General features: G+C 63.7%; 26 protein-coding genes and 1 pseudogene. 9 read left to right on the plus strand and 18 right to left on the minus strand.

The features are described 5' to 3' along the window. Positions 1-62: 62 nt before the first annotated feature. The 3 genes from AADA15_RS14105 to AADA15_RS14115 all read left to right on the plus strand — a co-directional run bounded on the left by AADA15_RS14105 (position 63) and on the right by AADA15_RS14115 (position 2,283). Positions 63-443 carry a VOC family protein gene (locus tag AADA15_RS14105; RefSeq protein ID WP_341642192.1) on the plus strand — a complete coding sequence of 127 codons (381 nt, stop codon included), beginning with the start codon at positions 63-65 and terminating at the stop codon, positions 441-443. A gap of 325 nt (positions 444-768) precedes the next feature. Then, positions 769-1,239 carry a transcription elongation factor GreA gene (gene greA / locus AADA15_RS14110; RefSeq protein WP_192965527.1) on the plus strand — a complete coding sequence of 157 codons (471 nt, stop codon included), beginning with the start codon at positions 769-771 and terminating at the stop codon, positions 1,237-1,239. A gap of 21 nt (positions 1,240-1,260) precedes the next feature. After that, positions 1,261-2,283: a hypothetical protein gene (locus AADA15_RS14115; RefSeq protein WP_341642193.1), complete on the plus strand. Its 1,023-nt coding sequence runs from the start codon at positions 1,261-1,263 to the stop codon at positions 2,281-2,283. A 241-nt stretch (positions 2,284-2,524) separates the two neighbouring features. Here AADA15_RS14115 and AADA15_RS14120 read toward each other — a convergent pair whose 3' ends face one another. Genes AADA15_RS14120 through AADA15_RS14145 form a run of 6 tightly spaced genes read right to left on the minus strand, consistent with a single transcriptional unit; the run spans position 2,525 to position 7,088 of the window. Further along, positions 2,525-3,781, minus strand: coding sequence for a molybdopterin-binding protein (locus AADA15_RS14120; protein ID WP_341642194.1), 1,257 nt, complete (start codon positions 3,779-3,781; stop codon positions 2,525-2,527). Continuing rightward, positions 3,778-4,566: a molybdopterin guanine dinucleotide synthesis gene (locus AADA15_RS14125; RefSeq protein ID WP_341642195.1), complete on the minus strand. Its 789-nt coding sequence runs from the start codon at positions 4,564-4,566 to the stop codon at positions 3,778-3,780. Before AADA15_RS14125 ends, AADA15_RS14120 begins: the two co-directional genes overlap by 4 nt. Positions 4,567-4,586: 20 nt before the next feature. Next, positions 4,587-5,078: a molybdopterin-guanine dinucleotide biosynthesis protein B gene (mobB, locus tag AADA15_RS14130; protein WP_341642196.1), complete on the minus strand. Its 492-nt coding sequence runs from the start codon at positions 5,076-5,078 to the stop codon at positions 4,587-4,589. Continuing rightward, positions 5,075-5,710 (minus strand): molybdenum cofactor guanylyltransferase MobA, encoded by a 636-nt coding sequence (gene mobA, locus AADA15_RS14135; protein WP_341642197.1) that lies wholly within the window; start codon positions 5,708-5,710, stop codon positions 5,075-5,077. Before mobA ends, mobB begins: the two co-directional genes overlap by 4 nt. Then, positions 5,707-6,186 (minus strand): hypothetical protein, encoded by a 480-nt coding sequence (locus AADA15_RS14140; protein ID WP_341642198.1) that lies wholly within the window; start codon positions 6,184-6,186, stop codon positions 5,707-5,709. The genes mobA and AADA15_RS14140 overlap by 4 nt, the downstream gene beginning before the upstream one ends. Beyond that, positions 6,180-7,088 (minus strand): formate dehydrogenase accessory sulfurtransferase FdhD, encoded by a 909-nt coding sequence (locus AADA15_RS14145; protein ID WP_341642286.1) that lies wholly within the window; start codon positions 7,086-7,088, stop codon positions 6,180-6,182. Before AADA15_RS14145 ends, AADA15_RS14140 begins: the two co-directional genes overlap by 7 nt. A 47-nt stretch (positions 7,089-7,135) precedes the next feature. Here AADA15_RS14145 and AADA15_RS14150 point away from each other — a divergent pair, with 47 nt between their 5' ends. After that, positions 7,136-7,858, plus strand: a complete 723-nt coding sequence (locus tag AADA15_RS14150; protein ID WP_341642199.1) for an AzlC family ABC transporter permease — start codon at positions 7,136-7,138, stop codon at positions 7,856-7,858. After that, positions 7,855-8,187, plus strand: a complete 333-nt coding sequence (locus AADA15_RS14155) for an AzlD domain-containing protein (protein WP_341642200.1) — start codon at positions 7,855-7,857, stop codon at positions 8,185-8,187. Before AADA15_RS14150 ends, AADA15_RS14155 begins: the two co-directional genes overlap by 4 nt. Before the next feature lie 18 nt (positions 8,188-8,205). Here AADA15_RS14155 and AADA15_RS14160 read toward each other — a convergent pair whose 3' ends face one another. From AADA15_RS14160 to AADA15_RS14180, 5 genes are all read right to left on the minus strand, one after another. Next, positions 8,206-8,841 (minus strand): hypothetical protein, encoded by a 636-nt coding sequence (locus AADA15_RS14160; RefSeq protein WP_341642201.1) that lies wholly within the window; start codon positions 8,839-8,841, stop codon positions 8,206-8,208. Positions 8,842-8,856: 15 nt separating this feature from the next. Beyond that, positions 8,857-8,991, minus strand: a complete 135-nt coding sequence (locus AADA15_RS14165) for an aa3-type cytochrome c oxidase subunit IV (RefSeq protein WP_341642202.1) — start codon at positions 8,989-8,991, stop codon at positions 8,857-8,859. Positions 8,992-9,147: 156 nt separating this feature from the next. Next, positions 9,148-9,627 (minus strand): DUF6173 family protein, encoded by a 480-nt coding sequence (locus tag AADA15_RS14170; protein WP_341642203.1) that lies wholly within the window; start codon positions 9,625-9,627, stop codon positions 9,148-9,150. A 45-nt stretch (positions 9,628-9,672) separates the two neighbouring features. Continuing rightward, complete coding sequence (locus AADA15_RS14175; RefSeq protein ID WP_341642204.1) at positions 9,673-10,716, minus strand: MBL fold metallo-hydrolase; 1,044 nt, start codon at positions 10,714-10,716, stop codon at positions 9,673-9,675. Beyond that, a complete protein-coding gene (locus AADA15_RS14180; protein ID WP_341642205.1) occupies positions 10,716-12,419 on the minus strand; it encodes an acyl-CoA dehydrogenase in 1,704 nt (567 codons plus the stop codon). The genes AADA15_RS14175 and AADA15_RS14180 overlap by 1 nt, the downstream gene beginning before the upstream one ends. A gap of 154 nt (positions 12,420-12,573) precedes the next feature. On the opposite strand from AADA15_RS14180, the gene AADA15_RS14185 reads away from it, so the two are divergent. After that, positions 12,574-13,539: an L-threonylcarbamoyladenylate synthase gene (locus tag AADA15_RS14185; RefSeq protein WP_341642206.1), complete on the plus strand. Its 966-nt coding sequence runs from the start codon at positions 12,574-12,576 to the stop codon at positions 13,537-13,539. A gap of 199 nt (positions 13,540-13,738) precedes the next feature. Continuing rightward, positions 13,739-14,185: a DsrE family protein gene (locus AADA15_RS14190; protein ID WP_341642207.1), complete on the plus strand. Its 447-nt coding sequence runs from the start codon at positions 13,739-13,741 to the stop codon at positions 14,183-14,185. Positions 14,186-14,351: 166 nt separating this feature from the next. On the opposite strand, the pseudogene AADA15_RS14195 reads toward AADA15_RS14190, so the two are convergent. Then, a pseudogene (locus AADA15_RS14195) lies at positions 14,352-14,912 on the minus strand (YqgE/AlgH family protein); the annotation flags it as partial. 333 nt (positions 14,913-15,245) lie between these two features. Here AADA15_RS14195 and AADA15_RS14200 point away from each other — a divergent pair. Beyond that, the gene (locus AADA15_RS14200; protein ID WP_341642208.1) at positions 15,246-16,025 is read left to right on the plus strand and encodes a protein-disulfide reductase DsbD domain-containing protein; all 780 of its coding nucleotides are present in this window, start codon (positions 15,246-15,248) and stop codon (positions 16,023-16,025) included. Then, complete coding sequence (locus AADA15_RS14205) at positions 16,022-16,468, plus strand: NUDIX hydrolase (RefSeq protein WP_341642209.1); 447 nt, start codon at positions 16,022-16,024, stop codon at positions 16,466-16,468. Before AADA15_RS14200 ends, AADA15_RS14205 begins: the two co-directional genes overlap by 4 nt. Here the strand turns inward: AADA15_RS14205 and AADA15_RS14210 are convergent. The 6 genes from AADA15_RS14210 to AADA15_RS14235 form a co-directional block, all read right to left on the minus strand. Continuing rightward, positions 16,411-19,857: an efflux RND transporter permease subunit gene (locus tag AADA15_RS14210; protein ID WP_341642210.1), complete on the minus strand. Its 3,447-nt coding sequence runs from the start codon at positions 19,855-19,857 to the stop codon at positions 16,411-16,413. The two genes, AADA15_RS14205 and AADA15_RS14210, sit on opposite strands and share 58 nt — an antisense overlap. A 3-nt stretch (positions 19,858-19,860) precedes the next feature. Further along, positions 19,861-21,324 (minus strand): efflux RND transporter periplasmic adaptor subunit, encoded by a 1,464-nt coding sequence (locus tag AADA15_RS14215; protein ID WP_341642211.1) that lies wholly within the window; start codon positions 21,322-21,324, stop codon positions 19,861-19,863. 124 nt (positions 21,325-21,448) lie between these two features. Further along, positions 21,449-21,991 (minus strand): molybdenum cofactor biosynthesis protein B, encoded by a 543-nt coding sequence (moaB, locus tag AADA15_RS14220; RefSeq protein WP_341642212.1) that lies wholly within the window; start codon positions 21,989-21,991, stop codon positions 21,449-21,451. 12 nt (positions 21,992-22,003) lie between these two features. Further along, positions 22,004-22,624: a LysE family translocator gene (locus AADA15_RS14225; RefSeq protein ID WP_341642213.1), complete on the minus strand. Its 621-nt coding sequence runs from the start codon at positions 22,622-22,624 to the stop codon at positions 22,004-22,006. After that, positions 22,617-23,219, minus strand: coding sequence for a metallophosphoesterase family protein (locus AADA15_RS14230; protein ID WP_341642214.1), 603 nt, complete (start codon positions 23,217-23,219; stop codon positions 22,617-22,619). Before AADA15_RS14230 ends, AADA15_RS14225 begins: the two co-directional genes overlap by 8 nt. A 14-nt stretch (positions 23,220-23,233) precedes the next feature. After that, on the minus strand, positions 23,234-24,010 hold the full coding sequence (locus AADA15_RS14235) for a uracil-DNA glycosylase (protein WP_341642215.1): 777 nt from the start codon (positions 24,008-24,010) through the stop codon (positions 23,234-23,236). Between the last annotated feature and the right edge of the window lie 111 nt (positions 24,011-24,121).

A 24,121-nucleotide genomic window follows, 5' to 3' on the forward strand; every position in this document is an offset into this window, starting at 1 on the left:
CTTGATCTAAAGTTAGGTTGAGAAATTACACAGAATACAGACGATATGAAAGGAGATTCGAAATGACGGCCATTCTGGAACACGCGAACGTCTGCGTCGCCGACCCTCATGCAACCGCCGCCTGGATGGAAAAGGTCTTTGGATGGCACATCCGCTGGGAAGGGCCCGCGATCCACGGCGGCTATTCCGTGCATGTGGGCAACAAGGACAGCTACATGGCGCTCTACTCCCCGCCCGAGGACATCAAGGAGCCTCTGCCTCGCTACGCCAACAAGGGCGCGCTCAATCATCTTGCGCTGATCGTAGAGGACCTCGACCGCGCAGAGGAAGCCGTGAAGGAGGCAGGTTTCACGCCGATCAACCATGCTGATTACGAACCCGGCCGGAGGTTCTATTTCCTGGACAGTGAAGGAGTGGAATATGAGCTTGTTCAATACGATTGACATGATCCGTCTGGCCCGACGCCACGACAGGCATCAGGTTCGCAGCGACCGAGACCAAGCAGACTATTGGCGCATCGAGCGGCACCTGCCGGTACGTGATCCGCTGCCACCACGGCAAGACCCACAGCAATAGAAATCGACGCAAGCCGCGAAGCTTGCAGCAAAACTCTGCCCGCTGCGACTGGTCCCTCTTGCATTTCGTCCCATGATTGGGTCAGGTAATTGGCAACACGAGCCTACGCCCCGCCGCCCCCGCGGCGGGGCTGCGACGTTCATAAGACAAGAACCATAAGCAAAGAACGACCAGACGAAAGCGGACCGATAAATGGAAAAGATCCCGATGACCCCCAAGGGCTTTCAGGCCCTGGAAGCGGAACTGAAAAACCTTAAATCCGTCGAACGCCCGGCCATCATCCAGGCCATCGCCGAGGCGCGCGAACTTGGCGATCTGTCCGAGAACGCCGAATACCATTCCGCCCGCGAAAAACAGTCCTTCATCGAAGGCCGCATCAAAGAGCTGGAAGGCCTGCTGAGCCTTGCGGACGTGATCGATCCTTCCAAACTTTCCGGCTCGGTCAAGTTCGGCGCCCGTGTCACCGTCGTGGACGAGGACACCGACGAGGAAAAGACCTGGCAGATCGTCGGCGAGCATGAAGCCAACATCGAAGCGGGCCTTTTGAATATCAAATCCCCCATTGCCCGGGCCTTGATCGGCAAGGAAGAAGGCGACAGTGTGGAGGTGCGCACCCCCGGTGGTGAGCGCGCTTATGAGATTTTGAAGATCGTATATTCCTGAAGAAGGTAGACCGCAGCTGCCATGACCGCCTCGGATCCCAGCAAGAAGACCCTGACCGGCCAGCCGCTTGGCACGCTTGAGCGTTCCTCGTCTCCGGCGCTTGGCGGCGCGGAAGCGATCGCGATCCTCCTGGGGGCACTGTGGGCGCTGGCTGTCCTGGCCGCCTATCTGCTGGTGCCTTCTGAGGGTGAGAGCGCAGGCGATTGGAGCGCCTGGGTGCTGAATGCGCTGGCGGTGTTCCTGCCGGTGGTCCTGCTCTGGGTTGGCGCTGCGGTGCTGCGCTCCGTCCGGATCATCCAGGGCGAAACGCAGCGCCTGCAGGCGGCGGTCGATGGGCTGCGGCACAGCTACCTGACCCACGTCCAGCAGGCCTCTGCCGTGGCAGAGCCGTCGGTAGCCAAGAAACTCGAGGAGATTGCCGAGGCCACGCGCAAGACCGAAAGCGCGCTTGCAACCTTCCAAAGCAGCCGCCGCAACGCCCCGCGCCCTGCGATCCCCGCTGAGGCCGCGCAGATGGCCGCGGCTGATCAGGGCACGCTGGCGCTTGGTACACCTTCGGACGAGATGAGCCCGCCGCTGGCGATGGACCAGTTCATCCGCGCGCTGAACTTCCCGGAAACCGCCGAGGATGAGGAAGGCTTCTCCGCCCTGCGCGCCGCGCTCAAGGATCGCAAGGCCGCGCAGGTCATCCAGGCGGCACAGGACGTTCTGACCCTGCTCAGCCAAGACGGGATCTATATGGATGATCTGCGCCCCGACATGGCCCGCCCAGAGATCTGGCGCCAATTCGCGCAAGGCGCGCGCGGGCGCGCCGTGGCGGCCCTTGGCGGCATCCGGGACAGAACATCGCTGGCGCTGACGGCAGCCCGGATGAAGCAGGACCCCATTTTCCGCGATGCCGCGCATCACTTCCTGCGCCGCTTTGATCAGATGTTCGCCGAATTCGAAACCGAGGCCAGCGACAGCGAAATCTCGGCTTTGGGCGACACCCGCACCGCCCGTGCTTTCATGCTGGTGGGCCGCGTTGCTGGCACCTTCGACTGACTGTCGCTTTCAGGATCGCACGGATCTTCAAGCGAAACGGAGCTGCTCCCGCCCGGATCGCAGCAATCAATAGATTGCCTCTCTCCCGTTGGGCCCGGCGCCGCGCGACGCGCGGCGCGGTTGCACCCTATCCGAGGACGGTCCACGCCCTGCATCGCAGGGCGCCCAGCCCAACCGTGAAGGTCATTGCTTGCAATGGCGCTGAATGGGCGGGAGCACACAGCTCTGGCGAGATCACATTCTAGAGGACAAAACTTCCATAGGGCAGAAATCGCACCGGATTTCCCGGCTGGATATGAGCCGCACCATCGCCAAGCTCTACCAGCCCTTCAGCCCAGCTGAGGCCACTGATCCGCCCCGAACCCTCGGATTTGAACACCTCGGCATGCCCGTCGCGGATGCGGGCGCGCAGGTACTCCCTCCGCCCCGGCTTTTTCCTTTTCTCAAAGGCTGCAGGCACCTCAAATCCTTGCGGCTCCTTCCAGCCTGCGCCAGCCAGAACCCCCATGGCGGGGCGGGCAAAGATCAATGTGCAGACAAGAGCGGCAACCGGGTTGCCCGGCAGTCCAAAGACCGGCACGCCCTGCCACAGCCCCAATGCCAGCGGGCGCCCCGGTTTCAGCGCAATGCGCCACTCCTGCATGGCGCCGGCCTCCCGCAACAGGGCCGAGACGTGATCCTCATCCCCGGCAGAGGCACCGCCACTGGTCAGCATCATATCCACTTGCCCCGCCGCCGCATCCAGGCGCGCGCGCAGGGCGGCGCGGTCATCGCCGACGCGCCCCAGGTCCAGTGGCACCACTCCGATCTGACGCAAAAGGGCCAAGAGCATCGGACGGTTGGCGTCATAAATCTGGCCAATCCCCGCAGCTTCTCCCGCTTCGCGTAGCTCGTCCCCGGTAGAGAGAACCCCGACACGCAGCACCTTTCGCACGGGCAGCTCCGCAATGCCGGTCGCCGCCGCAAGCGCCAGATCCGCAGGCGTCACAACACGCCCCTCGGGCAGGATCACATCGCCCTGTGTCACATCCTCTCCGGCGCGGCGGGTGTTGGCGCCCCGCTTCAAGGGGCCATGAAAGGCGATCTGGCGTCCATCGGTGGTGACATCCTCTTCAAGAATCACCGTATCGACCCCCTCCGGCAAAGCTGCGCCGGTCAGGATGCGAATCGCTTTTCCCGGCGCCACCTCCCCAGCAAAAGGCACACCTGCCGCAGCGCGGCCTTCCATAAGGTCCATGACCTGAGCCCCCTCGGGTGCGGGGCCTGCAAAGCCATAGCCATCAACGGCAGTGTTTGGTTGCGGCGGATTGGAACGCCGCGCAACGACATCCTGCGCCAGAACCCGGCCAACCGCCCGATCCAGCGGCAGCCTCTCTGTTCCGGTGACAGGCGTCAGCCGCTGCCGCAACAGGGCCAGCGCCTCATCCACCGGTGTCCAGTTCACGCCCGCAGGCAGGGCAAAGCAATCATCCCGCAAGGGCGGCGGTTTAAGGGTCATCTCGGCTCCACTCCCAGGATCCAGCCCTCTTCCGGGGCGGTGACATCAAGCATCCGGTTCAGTTCTGCCACAGGGCGACGGGCAAGTTCCAGAGCCACCTGCTGCACCTGCCAGGCATCCTTGATCATTCCTGCCGGAGGCTGATCCACCGTCAAAGATGGCCAGATCTCCACCAAAGCCACAGGCCTGTCCAAAGGCTCAAACGGCCAGGCCGCCACATGGGGCGCAAAGCGGTGACGCAGGCGGGACAGCACAGGCAGCCCCATCATCACCTGCCCGCCAACCGAGCCTGCCCCGGCCATTTGCCAGCAGGTGAATGTGCCCCGCGCCAGAGCTTCGACCGCACGCCGCTCGGCAAAGGGGTTCTGATAGCCGTCTTTGGTGCGTGGCAGCCCGTCTATGTCGCGTTTCAGCCCGTTGCCCCAGAACGGGCCCTGCCCGTCAAAGCGGCGATTGATTGATCCAGCCAGATCAAAGCGATTGTTGGCCCTTGGCGCATCCTCGACCCGCGCCGCGAACCAGTCCCACAAGACCAGAGGGTCGCCCTGCCCGGTCAGTGCGGCGGCAAATCCCGCCGGATAGCCAAAAGGGAAATCAAAGCCGATGCACAGTCGCCGATCACGGCTTAGGGCTGTCTCGATCTGCTCGCCCAGCCAGTCTTCGACCAGGCTGCGATTGCGAAAATAGTGCGGCTCACGCGCGCCATCCCGGTCAGCCAGGCAGGCCCAGATTGCATCCCGGCGCGGACGTGGCCCGGTGTCGTTACCGCCGGACCAATCCACCATCACAAAGGTCTCAAACCCCGTCACAAGCCGAGTTCGGCGGCGATGAAATCCGCAATGGCCCTGGTGTCATCTAGATCAAAAACGGGCCGATCCAGATCCAGCGGGATGTCACTTGCCACCGCCCGGATACTGCTGTCGCCAGAGGCGATCAGCGGATTACCGGCACTGGTGCGATAGGCCTCGATTTTTGGATGGGCTTCGCGTTTAAAGCCCTCGACCAGTACCAGATCCACGGGCCGCATCCGGGACAAAAGCTCCGTAAACGACGGCTCCGGCGCACCACGCAGCTCCTGCATGATCGCAACCCGGTTGGGAGAGGCCAGCAGCACCTCCGAGGCGCCCGCCTCGCGGTGGCGGTGGCTGTCGGTGCCGGGCTTGTCAACATCGGTGCTGTGGTGCGCATGCTTCAGGGTGGAGACCGTCAGGCCCCTACGGCAAAACTCCTCCACCAGGCGCTCCATCAGGCCCGTTTTTCCGGCGTTCTTCCAGCCGGTCACTCCGTAAATCTTCATCTCAGCAATCTTTCTGCACGCGCCAGATCCTCGGGCGTGTTCACGTTGAAAAAGGGATCGAAAGGGTCGGCGTCAAACAGCGCCTCGCGCCCGCCGTGGGCATCGGTCCACAGCACCACCTTGCGCAGACCGTCCGTCAGGGCCGCGCGCAGATCATCGCGCAGGGCGACGGGCCAGAGGCCGAATGTAGGGTGGCGGTTCACGCGGCTGCGCCCGCCGGATTTCAGCTCATCGCCCGTACGCGGCGTTGTCGCCAGCACCAATGGATGCTCCTGCCCGGCGGAGGCGCCAACCAGCCGGTCGACCAGATCCGTCGGGAAGAAGGGCGTATCGGCAGCGGCAGTGACGATCGCCTCGGCGCCTTGTTCCGCAGCCCAGTCGAGCCCCGCCAGCACACCCGCAAGCGGCCCGGCAAAGCCTTCGATTGTGTCGGCCACCACTGGCAGGCCAAGATCAGAAAAGCGGTCCGGGTCGCCATTGGCATTGAGCGCAAGGCCCGCCACCTGCGGCGCAAGCCGGTCAATCACGCGCGACAAAAGGCTTTGCCCGCCGATGTTCAAGAGGCCCTTATCGCCACCGCCCATGCGGGTGGCCAGACCGCCCGCAAGGATCACGCCGAGGGGTTTGGTCATGCCGCTGCCTCCGGGTTCGCCATTGGCACTTTGGTCCAATTAGGCAGAGTTACCATTATGATCACGCCGACAATGCATGCGAACAGGAAAAATGGCTGATATAAGCTCACGATGGTAGGCACAAAAAAGAACTCAGTTGCGACTTTGATCCGCGCCCATTTTTGGGCTTCCAGCATTTCACAATGATCTATGTCAGGCATCCACGGCAAGTTTGGCACCCCATTTTTTGCAAGGCGCCAGTAGACATAGGTACGCTGCCTCCCACCACCTGAAAAACCCCACATTGAGTTCGCTAAACTCAGCGGCGGCAGGAACTGATAGCCCGCGTCCCACCCGTTCTTACGCAGCCATGTCTCATCCCCACTCTCCAACTCCTTGAGCACTGAATCGAAACGACGGTAGTGACTTTGAAGAGCCTGCTGAATTCCCAACTGCGCCAAAACAGCGAGCAAAATGATAATGACCTCAGTCAACATCCCGCGCTCTTTCTGCGGTGTTTTGTGTCTTCCTGCGGCATGGATGCGGGATCCACGTCGCGCTCCAGCCTGTCTTCGCCCGCAAGACAAATGAACCGCTGCCCGCGCATCCGGCCAATGAGGGTCAGACCAACCTCGCGGGCGATCTCCACACCCCAGGCAGTAAAACCCGAGCGCGAGACCAGCACCGGAATGCCCATCATCGCCGTCTTGATCACCATCTCCGAGGTCAGCCGCCCGGTGGTATAAAGGATCTTGTCCGAAGGATCGCTGCCCGTGGACAGCATCCAGCCCGCGATCTTGTCCACTGCGTTGTGGCGGCCCACGTCCTCCATATAGACCAGTGGGCGGTCCTGATGGCAGAGCACCGTGCCATGAATGGCGCCCGCCTCAAGATACAGGGATGGCGTGCGGTTGATCTTGTGCGCCAGCGCATAAAGCCAGGAGGTGCGCACAGGCGTGGCGGGCAGGCGCACATCTTCCAGCCCCTCCATCATGTCACCAAAGACGGTGCCCACCGCGCAGCCCGAGGTGCGTGTCTTCTTCTGCAGCTTTTCCTCATAGGAGGTCTCGACCTCGGTGCGGACCACGGCGGTTTCCAGCTCTTCGTCGTAGTCGACGCCGGTGATCACATCATCGTCGCGCAGCATGCCCTGATTGCGCAGGAACCCCAGCGCCAGATATTCGGGATAATCCCCGATTGTCATCGCAGTGACGATCTCCTGCCGGTTCAGGTAGATGGTCAGCGGGCGTTCTTCGACCACCGAGATCTCGCTGCTGGCGCCGGTGTGATCAACCCCGGTCACGGCGCGGGTCAGACGCCCATTCTGCGGTGCAGGCGCGATGATATACTCTGCGTGATCTTCCGCTTTTGCCAATTGCAAACCTCCCCAATCCCCCATAGGCCAGTGGCGCAACCCCATGGTGCGGCTCAACTTAGGACGGGCAAATGGCGATAACCACCACGAAATCGGCCTTTTGGAGAGGCGTGCGGGACGGCGCACCGTTTCTTCTGGTATCGGGACCTTTTGGGCTATTGTTCGGCGTGCTGGCAGCCGAGGCGGGACTGATTGTCCCCGAGGCTCTGACCTTCTCGCTCGCGGTCTTTGCCGGATCGGCTCAGTTCACCGCCCTGCAGCTGATGCAGGAGAATGCACCGATTCTCATTGTGCTGATTTCGGCCCTTGCGGTGAACCTGCGGGTGGCGATGTATTCGGCGTCTCTCACGCCCTATCTGGGGTCGGCGCCGCTGTGGCAGCGGGCCATTGCCGCCTATTTCACGGTGGACCAGTCCTATGCGCTGTCCATCGTGAAGTTCGAAAGCGAACCCGAGATGTCCGTCCCTGAGCGGATGGCCTATTTCTTTGGCACCAACGGTCTGGTCGCGCCGGGCTGGATGGCGGCCACCGTGACCGGCGCGATGATCGGCGCGCAAGTGCCGGACAGCTGGGGGCTGGATTTCGTGCTGCCGCTCGCGTTCCTCGCAATGATCGGGCCGATGCTGCGCACGCCCGCCCATGTGGTGGCCTGCTTCGTGGCCGTCGCCACGGCCCTGCCCGCCGCAGCCCTGCCCTATAACCTGGGCCTGATCGTTGCTGGACTTGCGGGCATGATGGCCGGAGCCAGGGCCGAAGTCTGGCTGGAGCAGCACACAAAGGAGAGGACACAATGAGCAGCATTGATCCGACAACGCTTTGGACCGCAATAATCGGTCTGGCCGTGGGCAGCTACCTGTTGCGTTTTGCCTTTATCGGTCTGGTCGGCGGGCGCGCCATGCCGGACTGGCTGATGCGGCACCTGCGCTACACGGCCGTGGCCATCATTCCCGCTCTGGTGGCGCCGCTTGTTGCCTGGCCAGTCCCCACCGGGGGAAGCCCAAGCCTGCCTCATGTGGCAGTTGCGGCCCTCACCCTGGCGGTCGGATACATCACCCGCAACGTGCTGCTTGCAATGGGAACCGGGGCAGGGTCTTTTGTCTTGCTGCTGTATTTTGGCGGCTGAACACAGCCGCCACAGACCTTATTCGCCGTTCAGGATCGCGTTGTTACGCGCAAGCCCGACCTGCAGATCGGCGCTGTCGTTCTCGTAATAGCGCGTTTCCGTGACCCCCGGAACCTGAGAGATCTGATCGGCCAGCTTCACCGGATAGAACGTCACTGTGATGTCCTCGAACCCGGGGATCTTCTTCAGAACCGAGGCGGTGGCATTGGCGCAATAGGCGCCCGGCACGCGGCCATTCTTGACCACCAGATCATAGGCGCGCTGTGCCTGCTCCGGCGTCACCGGGATTTCCTGAACCAGAACGTGGTGGGTGCTGCGGGCGTGCGAGCCGCGGTAGGCCTTTTCCACCGCTGGGGTGATCCCGTAAAGCACATCGTTCCGTTCGGGCACGACGTCGGCATAGAAGGATCCTGCCGGGTCAAAGATCACGCGTTCCGAGGCATTGACCATCAGCGATGTATGCCCGCCCTGTCCGGTGCGGTTGTTGACCATCGTGTACAGGGTCAGTTTCGGAGGGCCATCGTGGCGATAAGCGACACGTTCCAGGGTTGCGTCATCCGCATTGGGCTGGGGCTGCGCGCCGCAGCCCGACAGCACCATGCTTCCTCCTGCGAGCGACGCCACAAGCGCCAGCCGCAGCACTGGTTTACTCATCACACAGACCGCAGATCAGGTCGCGAAAACCGCAAGGAAGACCGCAAGAAAGGCCAGGAAGATGCAGAAGCGCACGGTAAACTTGATGAACCCTGCGTAGGTGTGCTCCTGAACGGTGATGTCCATGGATCCGGGTTTATGCTCAGCCATGTTTCGATATCCTATTCGCGTGTGTTTTGCCCGTGGATACTGGAATTCAGGCGCCCTGTCACGACGTCAATAGGGCGCATCCATGCGAAAATCACACCTCCTGCGGCGCATTTGCCATGCTGACGCGCTGGTGCGGGGCGCATCGATGTGCGGATCTTACCCGTCCGAATCGCGGTCCTCTTCCAGATCGCGGGCCAGACGGAAACCTATCCGGGTGGCAGGGGTTTCGGGCTCGGCCTTGGGCAGGGCCCGCAGCATCACGTTCAGCTGGGTGACATGCTGCACAAGCTGGGTGCGGGTGCCTGCGCTGTCCGAACCATAGAAGGTCACGATATCAGGGTCGAAATAGCCCATGCCTTCGATCCGCATCACACCGGCATCGCCCCCGGCAAAGCCCATTGCGACCTCTTGTTCGCTGTCGAGCTGTTCTTCGAAGTTCTGGATATAGAGGATCATGCGCTCATAGGCCCAGCGGGCGGGGCTTTTGGCCTCGGCAGGTTTCCGCATCGCCTTGGCCAGTTCCGATATGCCCTGACCGGGTCTGGGATCGCAGTGCACCTCGTGCACCTGAGGCAGGATTGCCGCCTCGGCGATCTCGGCGCTGGTCTCGATACTGCTGTGGATCTTGTCGCTCATCTGTCGCCACCCTTTCGCGGCCTCGCAGGCCTGTCTCGATGCCGGTTACTTGCGCTGATACAGCCAGGCGCCATCCTCACGCTGGACGCGGCTGACCTGGCCCGTGTGGTAGAGATGATTGACATGGGCCACGGCTTCGACCAGCGCGAGACCGTATTCGCCAGCTCCGATCTTCCGCTTGAACAGCGGCGAAAAACACTCTGCCGCCGTGCGCGGAGTATCGAGGTGCTCCATCAGCCGCTCCAGCGCGCCGTGGTGGTTATCGATCAGCTGCCGCATGCGCAGCGGCAGACGCGAAAACGGCAGCTTGTGCCCACCCAGCGCCAGATGGTCGTGGCGCGCCAGCGGCGCCAACCGCTCGCAGGCCTCAAGCCATTCGCCCAAGGGGTCGGCCATTGGTTCAGTCGCATAGACGCCGATGTTGGGGCTGATCGAAGACAGGATCTGATCGCCGGTGATCACCAGATTGTCGTCGCGGCTCCAGAAGGTGGCATGCTCGGGCGAGTGCCCGTTGCCCATGTGCACATCCCAGTCGCGCCCGCCCATGCGAAAGACGTCATCCTGCTTGATCCGGGTAAAGCCCAGCGGCATCGGATAGACCGTGTCGGAAAAATTGAAGGGTCGCTCGGCGACGCGCTGGTCGTAAATCTCCTTGTCCATGCCGGCGCTTCGGTAATAGGCAAGGGTTTCCTCGGGCCAGGTTTCCTGCACGTCCAGAGTCAGCATGCGGGAAAACAGCCAGGCGGTGCGGGTGGTGACCAGTTCCGCGCCGTATTCGGACTGGAACCAGCCCGCCAGACCGATGTGATCGGGATGATGATGTGTCGCCACGACGCGGGAGACGGGTTTGCCCTTCAAGGGGCCCGCCATCAGCGCCTCCCAGATGCCGCGGCTTTTCTTCGTGTTGAAGCCGGTATCGACCACCGTCCAGCTGTCACCCTCGTCAAAGGCATAGACATTGACGTGATCCAGCTTCATCGGCAGCGGCTGGCGCATCCAGAGGACACCCTCGGCCACCTCGATCGCCTCACCGGTTGCGGGCGGTTCTTCCCAGGGTGTGCGCGGGCCGACTTCGGGAACCGAGGCCATCAGTGCGCCAGCTCTTCAAGGGTGAGCGCCATCACGCCCTCGATACCTTCCTGCGCATGCTGCAGCAGGCCTGCATGTTCGGGCAGCATCCGTTTGATATAGAACCGCGCCAGTTTCTCGCGCGGGCCGCCCTGATCCGCCATGGCCGCGGCAAGGTGATAGTGCCCGCCCAGGACACGGGCAAAGGCGCGCAGATAAGGCACCGCCCCTGCAAAGCGATTCTGCAGATCCTCCTGCGCGACCAGCCAGTCCGTCGTCTCGCGCAGGCTTTCGCAGGCCTGCCAGACCGCCTCGGCCATGTTGGGATAGACCGGACGGGCGCGTTCCGCCTGCTCCTCGATCTCGTCCATCAGGCGGTTGGCCATATCGCCGCCATCCATCATCTTTCGGGCCACCAGGTCCATCGCCTGAATGCCATTGGTGCCCTCGTAGATCGCACTCACCCGCACATCGCGGCAGAATTGCGCAGCGCCGGTTTCCTCGATGAAGCCCATGCCCCCATGCACCTGCACCCCGGTTTCCGACACCCGGATCCCGACATCCGTGCCAAATGCCTTTGCAATCGGCGTCAGGAAGGCTGCACGGGCTGCGCATAGAGTCTCTTCCGTTGCGGTGGCCATGTCGATGGCATGGGCGCAGGCCAAAAGGATCGCGCGGGCGGCAAAGACATCTGCCTTCATCTCCATCAGCATGCGGCGCACGTCCGCATGATCTGCGATGACCCCCGACGGGGTCTTGCCTTGCTTGCGCTCCAGCGCATAGGCCAGCGCCTTCTGATAGGCCGCCTCGGCCACGCCAACGCCCTGTGCGCCAACCCCAAGGCGGGCGTTGTTCATCATGGTGAACATGGCCGCCATGCCGCCATGTTCCTCGCCCACCAGCCAGCCGGTCGCCCCGTCATACTGCATCACGCAGGTCGGGCTGCCGTGAAGGCCAAGCTTGTGCTCCAGGCTGACCACCTTCAGACTGTTGGCCCGGCCCGCTTCACCATTTTCATCCGGCAGGTATTTCGGCACCAGAAACAGCGAGATCCCCTTGGTGCCCGGCACGCCATCGGGCAGACGCGCCAGAACCAGATGGCAGACGTTCCCGGTGAAATCATTGTCCCCCCAGGAGATGTAGATCTTCTGCCCGGAGATCGCATAGGTGCCATCACCGTTGGGCACCGCCTTGGAGCTAAGGGCACCGACATCCGATCCGGCCTGCGGCTCGGTCAGATTCATGGTGCTGCTCCATTCACCCGAGATCAGTTTCGGCAGGTACAGCTTTTTCAGTGCATCGCTGGCATGGTGCTCCAGCGCCTCGATCTGGCCCTGGTTCATCAGCGGGGCAAGCTGCAGGGACAGGCAGGCCCCAGACATCATTTCATTAACTGCCGAGGTGAGGGTCATCGGCAGCCCCATGCCGCCCTGCTCCTGCGGCGCGCTCATGCCGAGCCAGCCGCCCTCGGCGATCGCCTTCCATCCTTCCGCGAATCCGGGCGAGGTCCGCACCACGCCATTCTCCAGGTGCGCCGGGTTCAGATCTCCCGGCCGTTGCAGCGGCGCCATCACCTCGTCGCACATCTTTCCCGCTTCGGACAGGATTGCCAAAACCATGTCGTCCGACGCCTCGGCAAATCGCTCGGTCGCTGCAATCTGATCGAAGTCCAGAATTTGGCTGAGCAGGAATTCATACTCGCTAACGGGGGAACGGAAGGTCATTGGCGTCCTCTTGGGGTCCTTTGGGGGGCTCTCGTCTGTGCACCAGTCTTAACCCGGACTTGGCAACACATGCGAGGCCCCTTATATCTCGCGGCCTGCTCGATTACCTATCCACTCGCCCTTTTCAATCAACCAAAACGCCGCGTCACCCGCCATGTGCAGCCAAATCACGGAAATTCTGGGAACATCGGATCAGGATCTGATCCGCGCCGCCGATCTTCTGAAAGCGGGGGAGCTGGTGTCCTTTCCGACCGAGACCGTCTACGGTCTGGGCGCCGATGCGCGCAACGGCACGGCGGTGGCCGCGGTCTACGAGGCCAAGGGGCGCCCCAGTTTCAACCCGCTGATCGCCCATGTGCATGCGGTTGAGGCCGCACAGGATCTGGTGCAGTGGAATGATCTGGCCGACCGGCTGGCCGAGGCCTTCTGGCCCGGCCCGCTGACCCTGGTCCTGCCCCTGCGCGATGGCCACGGGGTCTCCGGCCTGGTGACAGCGGGGCTTTCGACACTGGCGGTGCGGGTTCCTGCGCATCCCACGGCGCTGCGCCTGCTTGAACATATGGGCGGGCCGGTTGCCGCGCCCTCGGCCAACCCGTCGGGGCGGATCAGCCCCACGACAGCCGCCCATGTTCTGGCCGGGCTGAACGGCAGGATCGCAGCGGTGGTGGACGATGGACCCTGTGCCGTTGGCGTGGAATCCACGATCCTGGGCCTTTCGGGGCCAGAAGTGGTCCTGTTGCGGCCCGGCGGATTGGCGGCCGAAGAGATCGAGGCCGTCCTTGGAAAATCCCTCATGCAGCGCGATGTCGCCGATCCTCTCACCGCACCGGGACAATTGCTCTCGCACTACGCTCCGCAGGCCAGCGTCCGCCTGAACGCCAGTACCGCAAGAGAGGGCGAGCTGCTGCTGGGGTTCGGCCCGATGGAATGCGATCTCAATCTCTCCGAGACCGCCGACCTGTCCGAGGCGGCTGCCAATCTGTTTGACCACCTGCACCGGCTGGACGCAATGGGCAGGCCAATCGCAGTGGCACCAGTTCCGGACCGCGGGCTGGGTGTTGCGATCAACGACCGGCTGCAGCGCGCGGCGGCTCCGCGCGATGGAGCAGGCGCACCCTGAGACGGGCGCGCTCCCGCCCCTTCCCGGACATATTCACATATCCCCGTGCAGGGTTGGGCCCGGCGCCGCGCTGACGCGCGGCGCAACAGCACCAAGCGGAGACCATGTCCTTCAGCGCCCTAAGCATTCACATATTCGCTAGTCTCTATTCATATAGCCAGCCGCAGTCTATCCTGTCCAAACGATAGGGAGGAATATCATGAAACATATCATCACTGCAGCGGTCCTCGCTGCCACTCTTGGCGTCGGCACCGCAAGCCAGGCTCTGGCCGAAGGCAAGGTCCATCATGTCGCCGTTCATGTGAACCAGAACGACCCAAAAGTCATGAACATGGCGCTGAACAACGTGCAGAACCTGACTCAATACTACGAATCCCAAGGCGATAGCGCCGTGGTCGAGGTGGTCGCCTACGGCCCCGGCCTCAACATGCTGATCCCGGGGAAAAGCCCGGTTGCGGATCGGATCTCGGCCATGAGCCTTGAAAACGAACAGCTGTCGTTCTCGGCCTGCGGCAACACCCTTCGCAAGATGAGCGCGAAGGCAGGCAAGGAGGTTGCGCTCTTGGAGGAAGCCTCGATCGTGCCCTCTGGCGTCGTTCGTCTGGTAGAGCTGCAGGAACAGGGCTTCTCCTACGTGAGGCCCTGATGGGATCAAGCGTTGCTTGACGCCCACAAGCCCGGCAACAGCGCGCAGCCGCGCCGCGCGTCAGCGCGGCGCCATTCCCAAGGCTTTTGGGGGACATCTTTGATACACCCAAAAGGCGCGGGAGCCCTCCGGCAGCACGGGCGTCCCGCGACCGCGCTCAAGCCTGTCAGGCCGTGCCTGCGCTGGCGGAGAGCGACACCGGATCAACACCAAGCGATCTGAGCGCCGCCTCCCACTTGTCGAGGTCTGCCATGTCAAAAACCAGATCCGCGCTGGCCTCCGCCGTCAACCAGCCGTTGGCAACAATCTCGCTTTCCAGCTGCCCCGGCCCCCAGCCGGCATAGCCAAGCATGATTGCGGTCTTCCTTGGACCGCTGCCCTCGGCGATATCCTCCAGAATGTCGAGCGTGGCGGTCATGGCGAAACCGCCGGGAACCGCAAGAGAGTTTACCCGCGATGCGTAGTCGTCGGAGTGCAGAACGAAGCCGCGCTGCGTTTCTACCGGCCCGCCAAACCGCACCGGCAAGGCCGCCGCATCACGGTCCGCGCCTATATCGAGCTGCTCCAGCAAGCTGCCAAGCCTGACGCCCGGGGCCGTCTTGTTCACGATCAGCCCCATTGCCCCTTCATCGCTGTGCGAGCACAGAAACACGACAGAGTGTTCGAACCGCGGATCCCCTATCCCCGGCATAGCGATCAAGAGTTTGCCTGTCAGATCCATATCGCTTTTCGTTTCACCTGTCTCTTGTCTGTCAGCGCGGGGTCCCTGTCAGCCCCCGCAATGTGGTCCCAGCATGCAGCCCCGGCGCATCCGGTGCAAGAGCAAGGGGGCAACACCTCGTCCTGCGACACTGCTGCAGGCAGATTGTTTGCGTTCTGACCCGAACGTGACTTGGCATTTACACTTCTGATGCGCATTTATTGTCTTATGATGCTCATGCAACCCGACCAAACAGTGAAACACCGCACCAGCGCCAAGGTGACGCAGTCCCGGGCGACAGACAACAGGCTCGGGACCCGTCTCTGTCTGGCTTTTGCTGCGCTCGTCACGGTGACATCCATGACGCTTGCACCGCCCGCGCGGGCAGCAGACGGGCTTGGCCCGTCGGACCTTGTGCACCTTGAGGTGCTGGATGGAGGTCTGACCAGCCGCGGCACGTACCTCGGCGCCTTGCGCCTCACGCTTTCGGACGGGTGGAAAACCTATTGGCGCGCGCCGGGCGATGCGGGCATTCCCCCCAGTTTTTCATGGCGGGGATCGCGCAACATCGGCGCAGTGTCGATCACCTGGCCGACACCCGAAGTATTCTCGACCTCCGGTTTTCGCACCATCGGCTATCATGACCAGCTGGTCCTGCCGATCGAAATCGAACCTCAACGCCCGGGCGCGCCGGTGCGCCTCAAGGGGCGCATGGAGCTTGGCATCTGCAAGGATGTCTGCGTGCCCTCCGAGCTGCGCTTTGATCACCGCCTCGACGCCGACGCAGGCCGCAACCCGGCGATTGTCGCCGCTCTTGCCTCGCGCCCCTATTCCGCATCCGAGGCAGGTGTCACCTCTGCCACCTGCAGCCTGCGGCCCGGTCGCTACGGCATCGAGGTCGAAGCCCGCATCACGATGCCCAGCGCCGGCGGCGAAGAGGTCGCAGTGATCGAGCCCGGAACCCCGCATATGATCGCCGGGGAAACACAAACGGAGCGGCGGGGCGGAATCCTGCTGGCCAGTACCGAGTTTCTGCCCTCAACCGAGGGAACCCCGGCTGCAATTGATCGCTCCAACCTGCGCATCACCGTTCTGGGACGCAGCCATGCGGTGGACATTCGGGGCTGCGACGCGGGATGAGCCGCCCTGCGCTCGGCGCTTTGGCGGTGGTCTGCCACCGGATCTCAGGCCACGACAGCGTGATCCTCGTCCAGAGGCGCAATTCTCCGAATGCAGGCTGGTGGGGCTTTCCCGGCGGTCACGTGGAATGGGGAGAGACCGCGCTGGAGGCCGCCGCGCGCGAGCTGCATGAGGAAACCGGCGTGAAGGCGCGCCCGGTGGAATACCTCACCAATGTCGATGTGCTGCTGCCGAGCCCCGACGGGAACGGCCTTTCGCATCACTTCCTGTTGACCGCTGTCCTGTGCGACTACATCGGCGGCACGCCGCGCCCGGACGATGATGCGCTGCAAGCGGATTGGGTGCCCGTGGACAGCCTGCCAGAGGCCGGGTTGCAGCTGATCGATCAGGTCAGTGAGGTCGCCCTTCTGGCGCGTGCCCGCTGGCGCGCGCTGACCGCATGAGTCAGCGCGCCGATGGCGTAAGTGACAAACACCAGACCGGCCGTCCCCAGAAGGAACAGCACCAGCCCCGCCTTCACCGGCTCCATGGCGGCAAGTGACGGTGCGGTTTCCTGCAGGCCTGCTCGGAGCACCGGATGCAAGGCGCCTGTTGCCATGGCCCAGCCCATCGTCACGGCCAGCCAGCCCAGATGCAGAACGCCAGAGGCCCCGATCAGCCAACGCAGCACCCGCGTACGGGCACGCCCGCGCGAGCGCAACGCCCGCCGCAGCGAGGCAAGGGGTCGCGACGCATCCCGCTGAACGGCAACCAGGGCAGGCACCACCAGGAGCACGAGGAACATGCCAAATCCGAGCCCATAGACGAGGGTGATCACTGTCGGCTTGAGGAACTGCGCCTGCTGCGAGCTTTCGTACATGAGGGGCGCCAGCCCCAGCACAGTGGTCAGCGTGGTCAGCATCACCGGCCGCAAACGATCCGCCGCCCCATCGATGATCGAGGGCACAAGCCCGCGTTCTTTGGCGTACTCGTCGATGGTCGTCACCAGAACGATGGAATCGTTGATGATGATCCCCGTCATGCCCAAAAGGCCCACCACCGTGAACATGCTGAGCGGCACCTCCCAGATGTAGTGCCCCCAGATCGTCCCCACGAGGCCGAAAGGAATGATCGCCATTACCACGATCGGCCGCGTCCAGCTGGCAAAGACCCAGGCCAGCACAAGGTAGATCCCCGTCAGGCACAGGATAAGACCGGTTCCCGCATCTGCCAGGAAGGTGTCTTCCTGCTCGCTCAGACCCGACAGGCGCCATTCCACCTGCCGCTCGCTGGCGATGGTTGGCAGGATCTCCTCTTCCAGCGTCTTGATGACAGCCTCGGCGCGGGCCGGCTCATCCTCGGAAATATCGCCGGTGACGCTGATCACCCGGATGCCGTTTTCCCGCCGCACCGTGGAAAACCCGCTGCGCTGACTGACCGAGACAATATCGGCCAATGGCACATAGCTGCCGCTTGGCGCGCGCATCAGGGTGCGTTCGAGGAAATCCGCCGTCAGTTCGCCCTCGGGCAGTTCCACGCGGATCGTGGCGCTGCGCGGCCCATCCGGGTAGGTGGCCGCCTCGATCCCGTTCAGGCGCGCGCGCAGGGCGCGTCCCAGACTGTCGATGGTGAAGTTCAGAGCCTGCCCCTGCGGCGTCAGCTCAAGCACCACCTCTTCTTTGTCATAGGCGAGATTGTCCTCTACCGCCGAGACCTCGGGGAAGCGCAGAACAGCCGCCTTCAGGTCCTCGGAGGCGGCCTTCAGCATCTGCACATCGGCGCCATAGAACTGCACATCCAGCGCATCCCCGCCCGGCCCGGAGCGCCAGCTGCGGAAGGAGATCGTCTCGACCAGCGGGTGACGCTCCACCCGCTCCTGCAATTCGGCGACAAAGGCAAAGCTGGAATAGTCACGCTTGTCGGCATCGATCAGCTCGATCGAGATGCCCCCCAAGAGATCTTCGTCCTTGGCCTCGACGCCGGAAAGGCCCCGGCCGGCATTTCCGCCCACCTCGGCCATCACGAAATCGAGCGGGTTCTCGCCATAACGCTCGGCGTATTCAGCGCCCAGCGCCTCGGTCGCGCGCTGCATCTCGCGCATCATCGCAAGCGTATCTGCGCGGCTTGCGCCCTCTGCCATGGCAAAGTTGCCGGTGATCGATCCCCGTTCTGGGGCATTGAAGAACCGCCATTTCACATCGCCGCCAATGAACAGCGCCAGCTGGCTTGCCAATATCACTGCGGCACCCGCAACCACCACATAGCGCGCACGCACCACCAGCGCCATCAGCGGGCGGAACAGGGTATCACGCACCCAGCGAAAGCCTGCGTTCACGGCCCGGTTCGGCCAGTCGTACCAATGGCGTTTCTGGGCGTGCACAAGAGCGTGCGCCATGTGGTTGGGCAGGATCAGGAAACACTCCACCAGCGATGCCGCAAGAACCATGATCACGGTGAAGGGGATGTCGCGGATCAGATCGCCAAAGCGACCGCCAATAAAGGTCAGACCGAAAAAGGCGATGATCGTGGTCAGGGTCGCCGCGAAGACAGGCATCGCCATGCGGCGCGCGGCATTCTCGGCTGCCTGCACAGGCGTTTCCCCAAGGCGGCGCACCCGGAAATCCGCATGCTCTCCGACCACGATGGCATCATCGACGACAATGCCCAAAGTGATGATCAACCCGAAAAGCGAAATCATGTTGATGGTCAGCCCGGCCGCATACATCAGCGCAACGGCGGCGAACATCGCGGCAGGAATCCCCGCGGCCACCCAGAATGCGATGCGCAGGTTGAGGAAGAGGAACAGGAGGACCAGCACAAGGCCAAGGCCCATCAGCCCGTTGTCGACCAGGATGTTCAGACGGTCCGAGATCGCCTCGGCGCGGGTGCGTATGAGATCGGCGGTGACCCCCTGCGGCAGGCTCTGCTGCATTTCCGCCACGACCTTTTCCACCGTGTGCTGTATCCCGATGGCATCCCCCTGATCCGACCGGTCCACCCGGATCGACATGGCAGGGTGATCCCCCACGAAGTACGACCGCGCACGGTCCACGCCCTCGACCCGGATCGAGGCGACATCGCCGATGGTCAGCACCGACCCGTCGGCATTGGTGCGCAGGACGATCCCGGAGATCTCATCGGGACTGCGTTTTTCGCGCCCGGTGCGCACGCGCGTATTGGCACCGCCGACATCCCCTGCCGGATCAGCCGTTACCTCGGCAGCGATGACCGCCGCGATATCGGACATGCTGATATCATGGGTGATGAGCGAGGCCGAGGGCACTTCGACTATCGTTTCTGGCGCTGCAACGCCCCGGATCGTGGTGCGGGTGACGCCCACCTCGAACAGTCGCACGATCAACTCATCCGCAAAAAGGCCAAGCTGCGCGGGGCCGATGTCTCCGGTGATCACCACATCGGTCACGCGGTCGCGCCATGCGCCGCGTTTGACTGTCGGCTCTTCGGCTTCTTCCGGCAGGGTGGTGATCAGGCTGACGGCGGTCTGAACGTCGTCAGCCGCCCGCGACATGTCCCAGCCGGGTTCGAATTCCAGCGTGATACTCGCGAGCCCCTCGCGGGAGATGGCGCTGGTTTCCTCGACCCCGTCCACCGCCAGCAGGGCCGGCTCCAGCGCCTGAACGATTGCGCTGTCCACATCCTCGGGGCCGGCGCCGTCCCATTGCACCCGCACGGTGACGTTTTCCACGATCACATCCGGGAAGAACTGCGCCCGCATGTTCGGGATCGCGGCGGCGCCCAGCACCAGCAGGATCACCAAGAGCAGGTTCGCAGCCGTGCGGTGGCGGGTGAAATAGCTCAGGATGCCGCCCGCGGGCCGGGACAGATCACGCATGGATCAGCCCCCCATCCGCGCTTCGATACGATTGACCAGCTTGGCCGGCACCGCCGGTTTGGCCAGTTGCACCAGCACGCGCTGGCGGGCCTCCTCGGGCAGGCGCTTGCTGTTTTCGACAAAGGCCACCAGCCGGGCGCGGCGATCCTCGCTGAGTTCGATCAGCTCCGGCTCGCTCGGCGCCAGCTGCGCGCCGGTCTCGAGGCGCAGGGGCCGGACCCGGATCCCGGCCCCCAGCAGCGGCGTGCGCCCGGTAACGACCTCGCGCCCCGCAAGTCCCACGCCGCGGATCAGAACATCGTCTCCCTGCCGACGCACCAGATCGACCGTCAGCGCCTCTAGGCGATCTTCTTCGCCCAGTACAAGAACCGTGCCATCACTGCCCAGCGCCGATGCGGAGATGCGCACGACACGCTCCACCGGCGGCTCTGTGACCGAGACGGTGACAAAATCACCCGGTTTGAAGCCCGGCGCAGCATCAAGACGCGCATAGACCAGACGTCCCGTCTGCCCGTCACCAGCCGCGCCGCTCACGCGGGACAGCGTCCCCGTGGCCGACAGCGCCGCGCCCGAAGCATCCAGCATCACCCGTACCGGCGCCTCGATCAGGCGGCCTGTCTGATCCAACAGCCGGGCATATTGCGAGGTGGAGACGCGAAAGGCGACCTCCAGCCGGTCCGGGTCCACCAGTTCGGCAAGTTTTTCGTTTGCAGATACAAGCCGCCCCTCAACAAGGCTGACCGATTGCAGCGTACCGCCAAAGGCCGCCGTAATGGAAGAATCGGCCAGATCGCGGCGCGCAGTCTCCAGCGCGATTTCGGCGCGGGCCACGCGGGTCTTGGCCTGATCGACGCGCGCCTCGGCCTGCGACATCGCCTGCCTGCGCGAAATCACAGCCTGACGTGCCTGCGCCGCCGCAAGGGCTGCGGTTTCCACGGTCGCTGCGCTGCCGACCCCGCGCTCCTCCAGGTCCAACTGCCGCTGATAGGCTGTCTGGCGCAGCTGGGCCTGATCCTGCGCCGCATCCAGTTCATCCCCGGCCAGAACCAGCGCGCGACCTGCGTCACGCTCTTCGGCTTCGGCATCCATCATGTCGGCCTCGGCCCGGTCCAGCGCGGCCTGGGCATCAGCGGGGTCGATCTGAACCAGAAGTGCGCCCTCTTCGACGCGCCCCCCCTCTTCGAAGTGATCGGACAAATGGGTCACCCGCCCGCCCAGCGCAGTGCGCAATTCCAGCGTTCGACGGCTTTCGATACGGCCAAAAGCAATGAGTTCGGGCGCAATGGTCTGCTCATCCGCCGTCACCACCCGCACCGCAAAGACGCGCTCACGCGCAGGCGGCGTGCGCGGCTCGGCATTCATGCGCGCCTCGATCGCCCCCATGACGAGAGAGCCCGCATAGGCCAGAAGCCCCAGCGTCAAAGCCGCCAGAAACAGGCCCGTCAAACTATGCCGCAGAAACCGCATGTCTTTTCCTTCCGGTGGCAGATACTGCCGATATTTTCCTGACCAACATCCAGGCAGGGACGATCGCCCACCTGAAAAGATAGCAACCGAACATACCCTTTACGAGGTTACACGTCCGCGCGGATCACTTCCGTCGCAAATGTTCGTCCAAACGGGGCATAATTTCGACGAAGTTGCAGGGACGGTGGCGGAAATCGAGCTGTTTGCCAAGGATCTCGTCCCAGCCATCCTTGCAGGCACCGGGGCTGCCGGGCAGCGCGAACAGATAGGTCCCGCCCGCAACACCGCCCGTGGCACGCGACTGCACCGCCGAGGTGCCGATCTTCTGCATCGAGACGATGGTGAAGACCGTGCCAAAGGCATCGATTTCTTTTTCATAGACATCTCGGTGCGCCTCAACCGTGACATCGCGGCCCGTCAGCCCGGTACCGCCGGTCGAGATCACCACATCCACCTCCGGGTCGGCCACCCAGGCGCGCAGTTGATCCGCGATCTGGTCACGCTCATCGGGCAGGATCTTGCGGTCCGCCAGCACATGCCCTGCCTTGATCAGCCGGTCCACCAGCACCTGACCTGAGCGGTCTTCCTCCAGCGAGCGGCTGTCAGAAACGGTCAGGATCGCGATGCGGACGGGGATGAATTCCTTGCTCTCATCGATACGGGACATGCCTTATGAACCTCATGCTTTTTCAAGAATGGCGAGCCTCAGGGCAAGGCCCGCGAAGATACCGCCAGAAATGCGCCCCAGCCATCGCCCGGCGACGGGGTTGGTGATCAATCGCCGCCCGGCCTGCCCTGCAAAGATCCCGACCAGGCCATTGATCACGAAACCGCCAACGGACAGGATCGCGCCGAAGATCAGGAACTGCATCAGGACCGGCCCCGCCTCTGGCACCACGAACTGCGGGATGAAGGCCAGCACAAAAAGGATCACCTTGGGGTTGGTCAGGTTCACGACGAAGCCCGACCGAAAGGCGCGCGCGGCAGGTACGGCAGGCGCATCGCCCGCAACCGGCCCGCTGCGGAAGGTGGTCCAGGCGAGATATAACAAATAAGCGACCCCAACCCAGCGGATCACATCGAACAGCCCCGGCACTGCTGCCACTGCCGCGCCAAGTCCCAGACCCGCCAGCACCACATGCACGAAACATCCCGCCGTGATCCCGGCGCTCGCTGCAACCGCCGCGCCGCGCCCGGAGCGCAGCCCCTGCCCAAGGCAGAACATCATATCCGCCCCCGGCGTCAGGTTCAGCGCCAGCGCCGCGGGCACAAAGGCCAGAAGGGTCAGCGGATCAATCATTGTCTATCTCGAAAAAATTGGCCGTCGGCCCAAGGTTGGCGCAGGCGGTCTGCCCGATCTGCCCCCTTGCGCCCCAGGCCTCATGCACGTGACCAAAGATGGCCAGCTTCGGCTGAAGCCGCTCAATCGCGGCGCGGATCGCGGTGGAGCCGACCGAGAGGCCGGTAGAGGTGAGATCGCCAAGCCCCTTGGGCGGCGAATGCGTGACCAGAACATCCGCCTGGGCGCAGGGCGCGAGTAGCGCCTCGGCAGCCTCCTCGGAGAGATCCCAGGACCAGGCTCCAAAGGGGGTTTCCGGCACGCCGCCTCCCAGTCCCCAGAAGGTGACGCCATCAATCGTGGCACCATCCCCATGCAGCACATAGGCGTTGTCGGGCGCGGCAGCGCGCAGCTCATCGGCGCTTTCGGCATTGCCTGCCACCATGACCATCGGCGCGGAGATCCCCGAGAGCAGCTCCATCGCCTCATCCAGACCCTGCCGGGCGTTGCAGAAATCCCCCGCCCCCACCACGAGGTCCGCATCGCGACTGGCAGAGGCCAGATCGGCGGCGCGGGCGCGGGCAAGGTGCAGGTCGGAAAAGGCGAGGATCTTCATGGACTGCGATCTCATCAAATGGCCGTAAGCCGCGCCTTCAGCTCCAGAAGGTCGGCCCAGGCGGCGCGTTTCTGGGCGGGCTGGCGGAGCAGATAGGCGGGGTGGAACATCGGAATGACCGGCTTGCCCCAGACCTGATCCCACTCCCCGCGCAGCCGGGTGATGCCGCGCTTGCCCAGCACCGCCTGGCAGCTGATGTTGCCCATCAGCACCAGCACCTCGGGTTCGGCCAGCTCTACGTGGCGTTTCAGGAAAGGCACCATCATCGCGATTTCCACAGGCAGCGGGTCGCGGTTCTGCGGCGGGCGCCAGGGCAGCACATTGGTGATATAAACGTTTTTGTCGCGCTCCAGATCGATGGCACCCAGCATCCTGTCCAGAAGCTGCCCGGCGCGGCCCACGAAGGGACGGCCCTCGCGGTCCTCGTCACGGCCGGGGGCCTCTCCGATGATCATCACGCGGGCACCGGCCTGACCATCCGAGAAAACAAGATTGCGCGCGCCGCGCTTCAGCTCGCAATGATCAAAAGCCTCCATCGCCTCGCGCAGGGCAGGCAGCGCGGTTGCAGCCGCAGCGGCCTTTTTCGCGACCTCGACCGGGTCCACTTCGGGCGGACGCTGGATCTGGCCGGGCTGGGGGGCATCGGGCTGCGCCGCGCGGGCGGCTTTGGGCGCCTGTTGCTCCAGCTCGTAGCGGTTCACAGGTTCCTCGCACAGGGCCTCGGTCGCACCCAGTTCGATCTGCCAGGCCAGCAAGGCCCGGGCGCTGTGATAATCCAATGCCGATTCCATGGCGCAAAGCTACTCTGCCCGCGCGCCAAGCGGAACCACTGACTTGCAAGCCGGGACAAGAGGTAACAGGCGCGCGGGCCGCAGCGACACCGCAGCGCCTTGCCCGGCCGT

The organism is Phycobacter sedimenti, from assembly GCF_038148855.1.
Taxonomy (GTDB): domain Bacteria; phylum Pseudomonadota; class Alphaproteobacteria; order Rhodobacterales; family Rhodobacteraceae; genus Phycobacter; species Phycobacter sedimenti.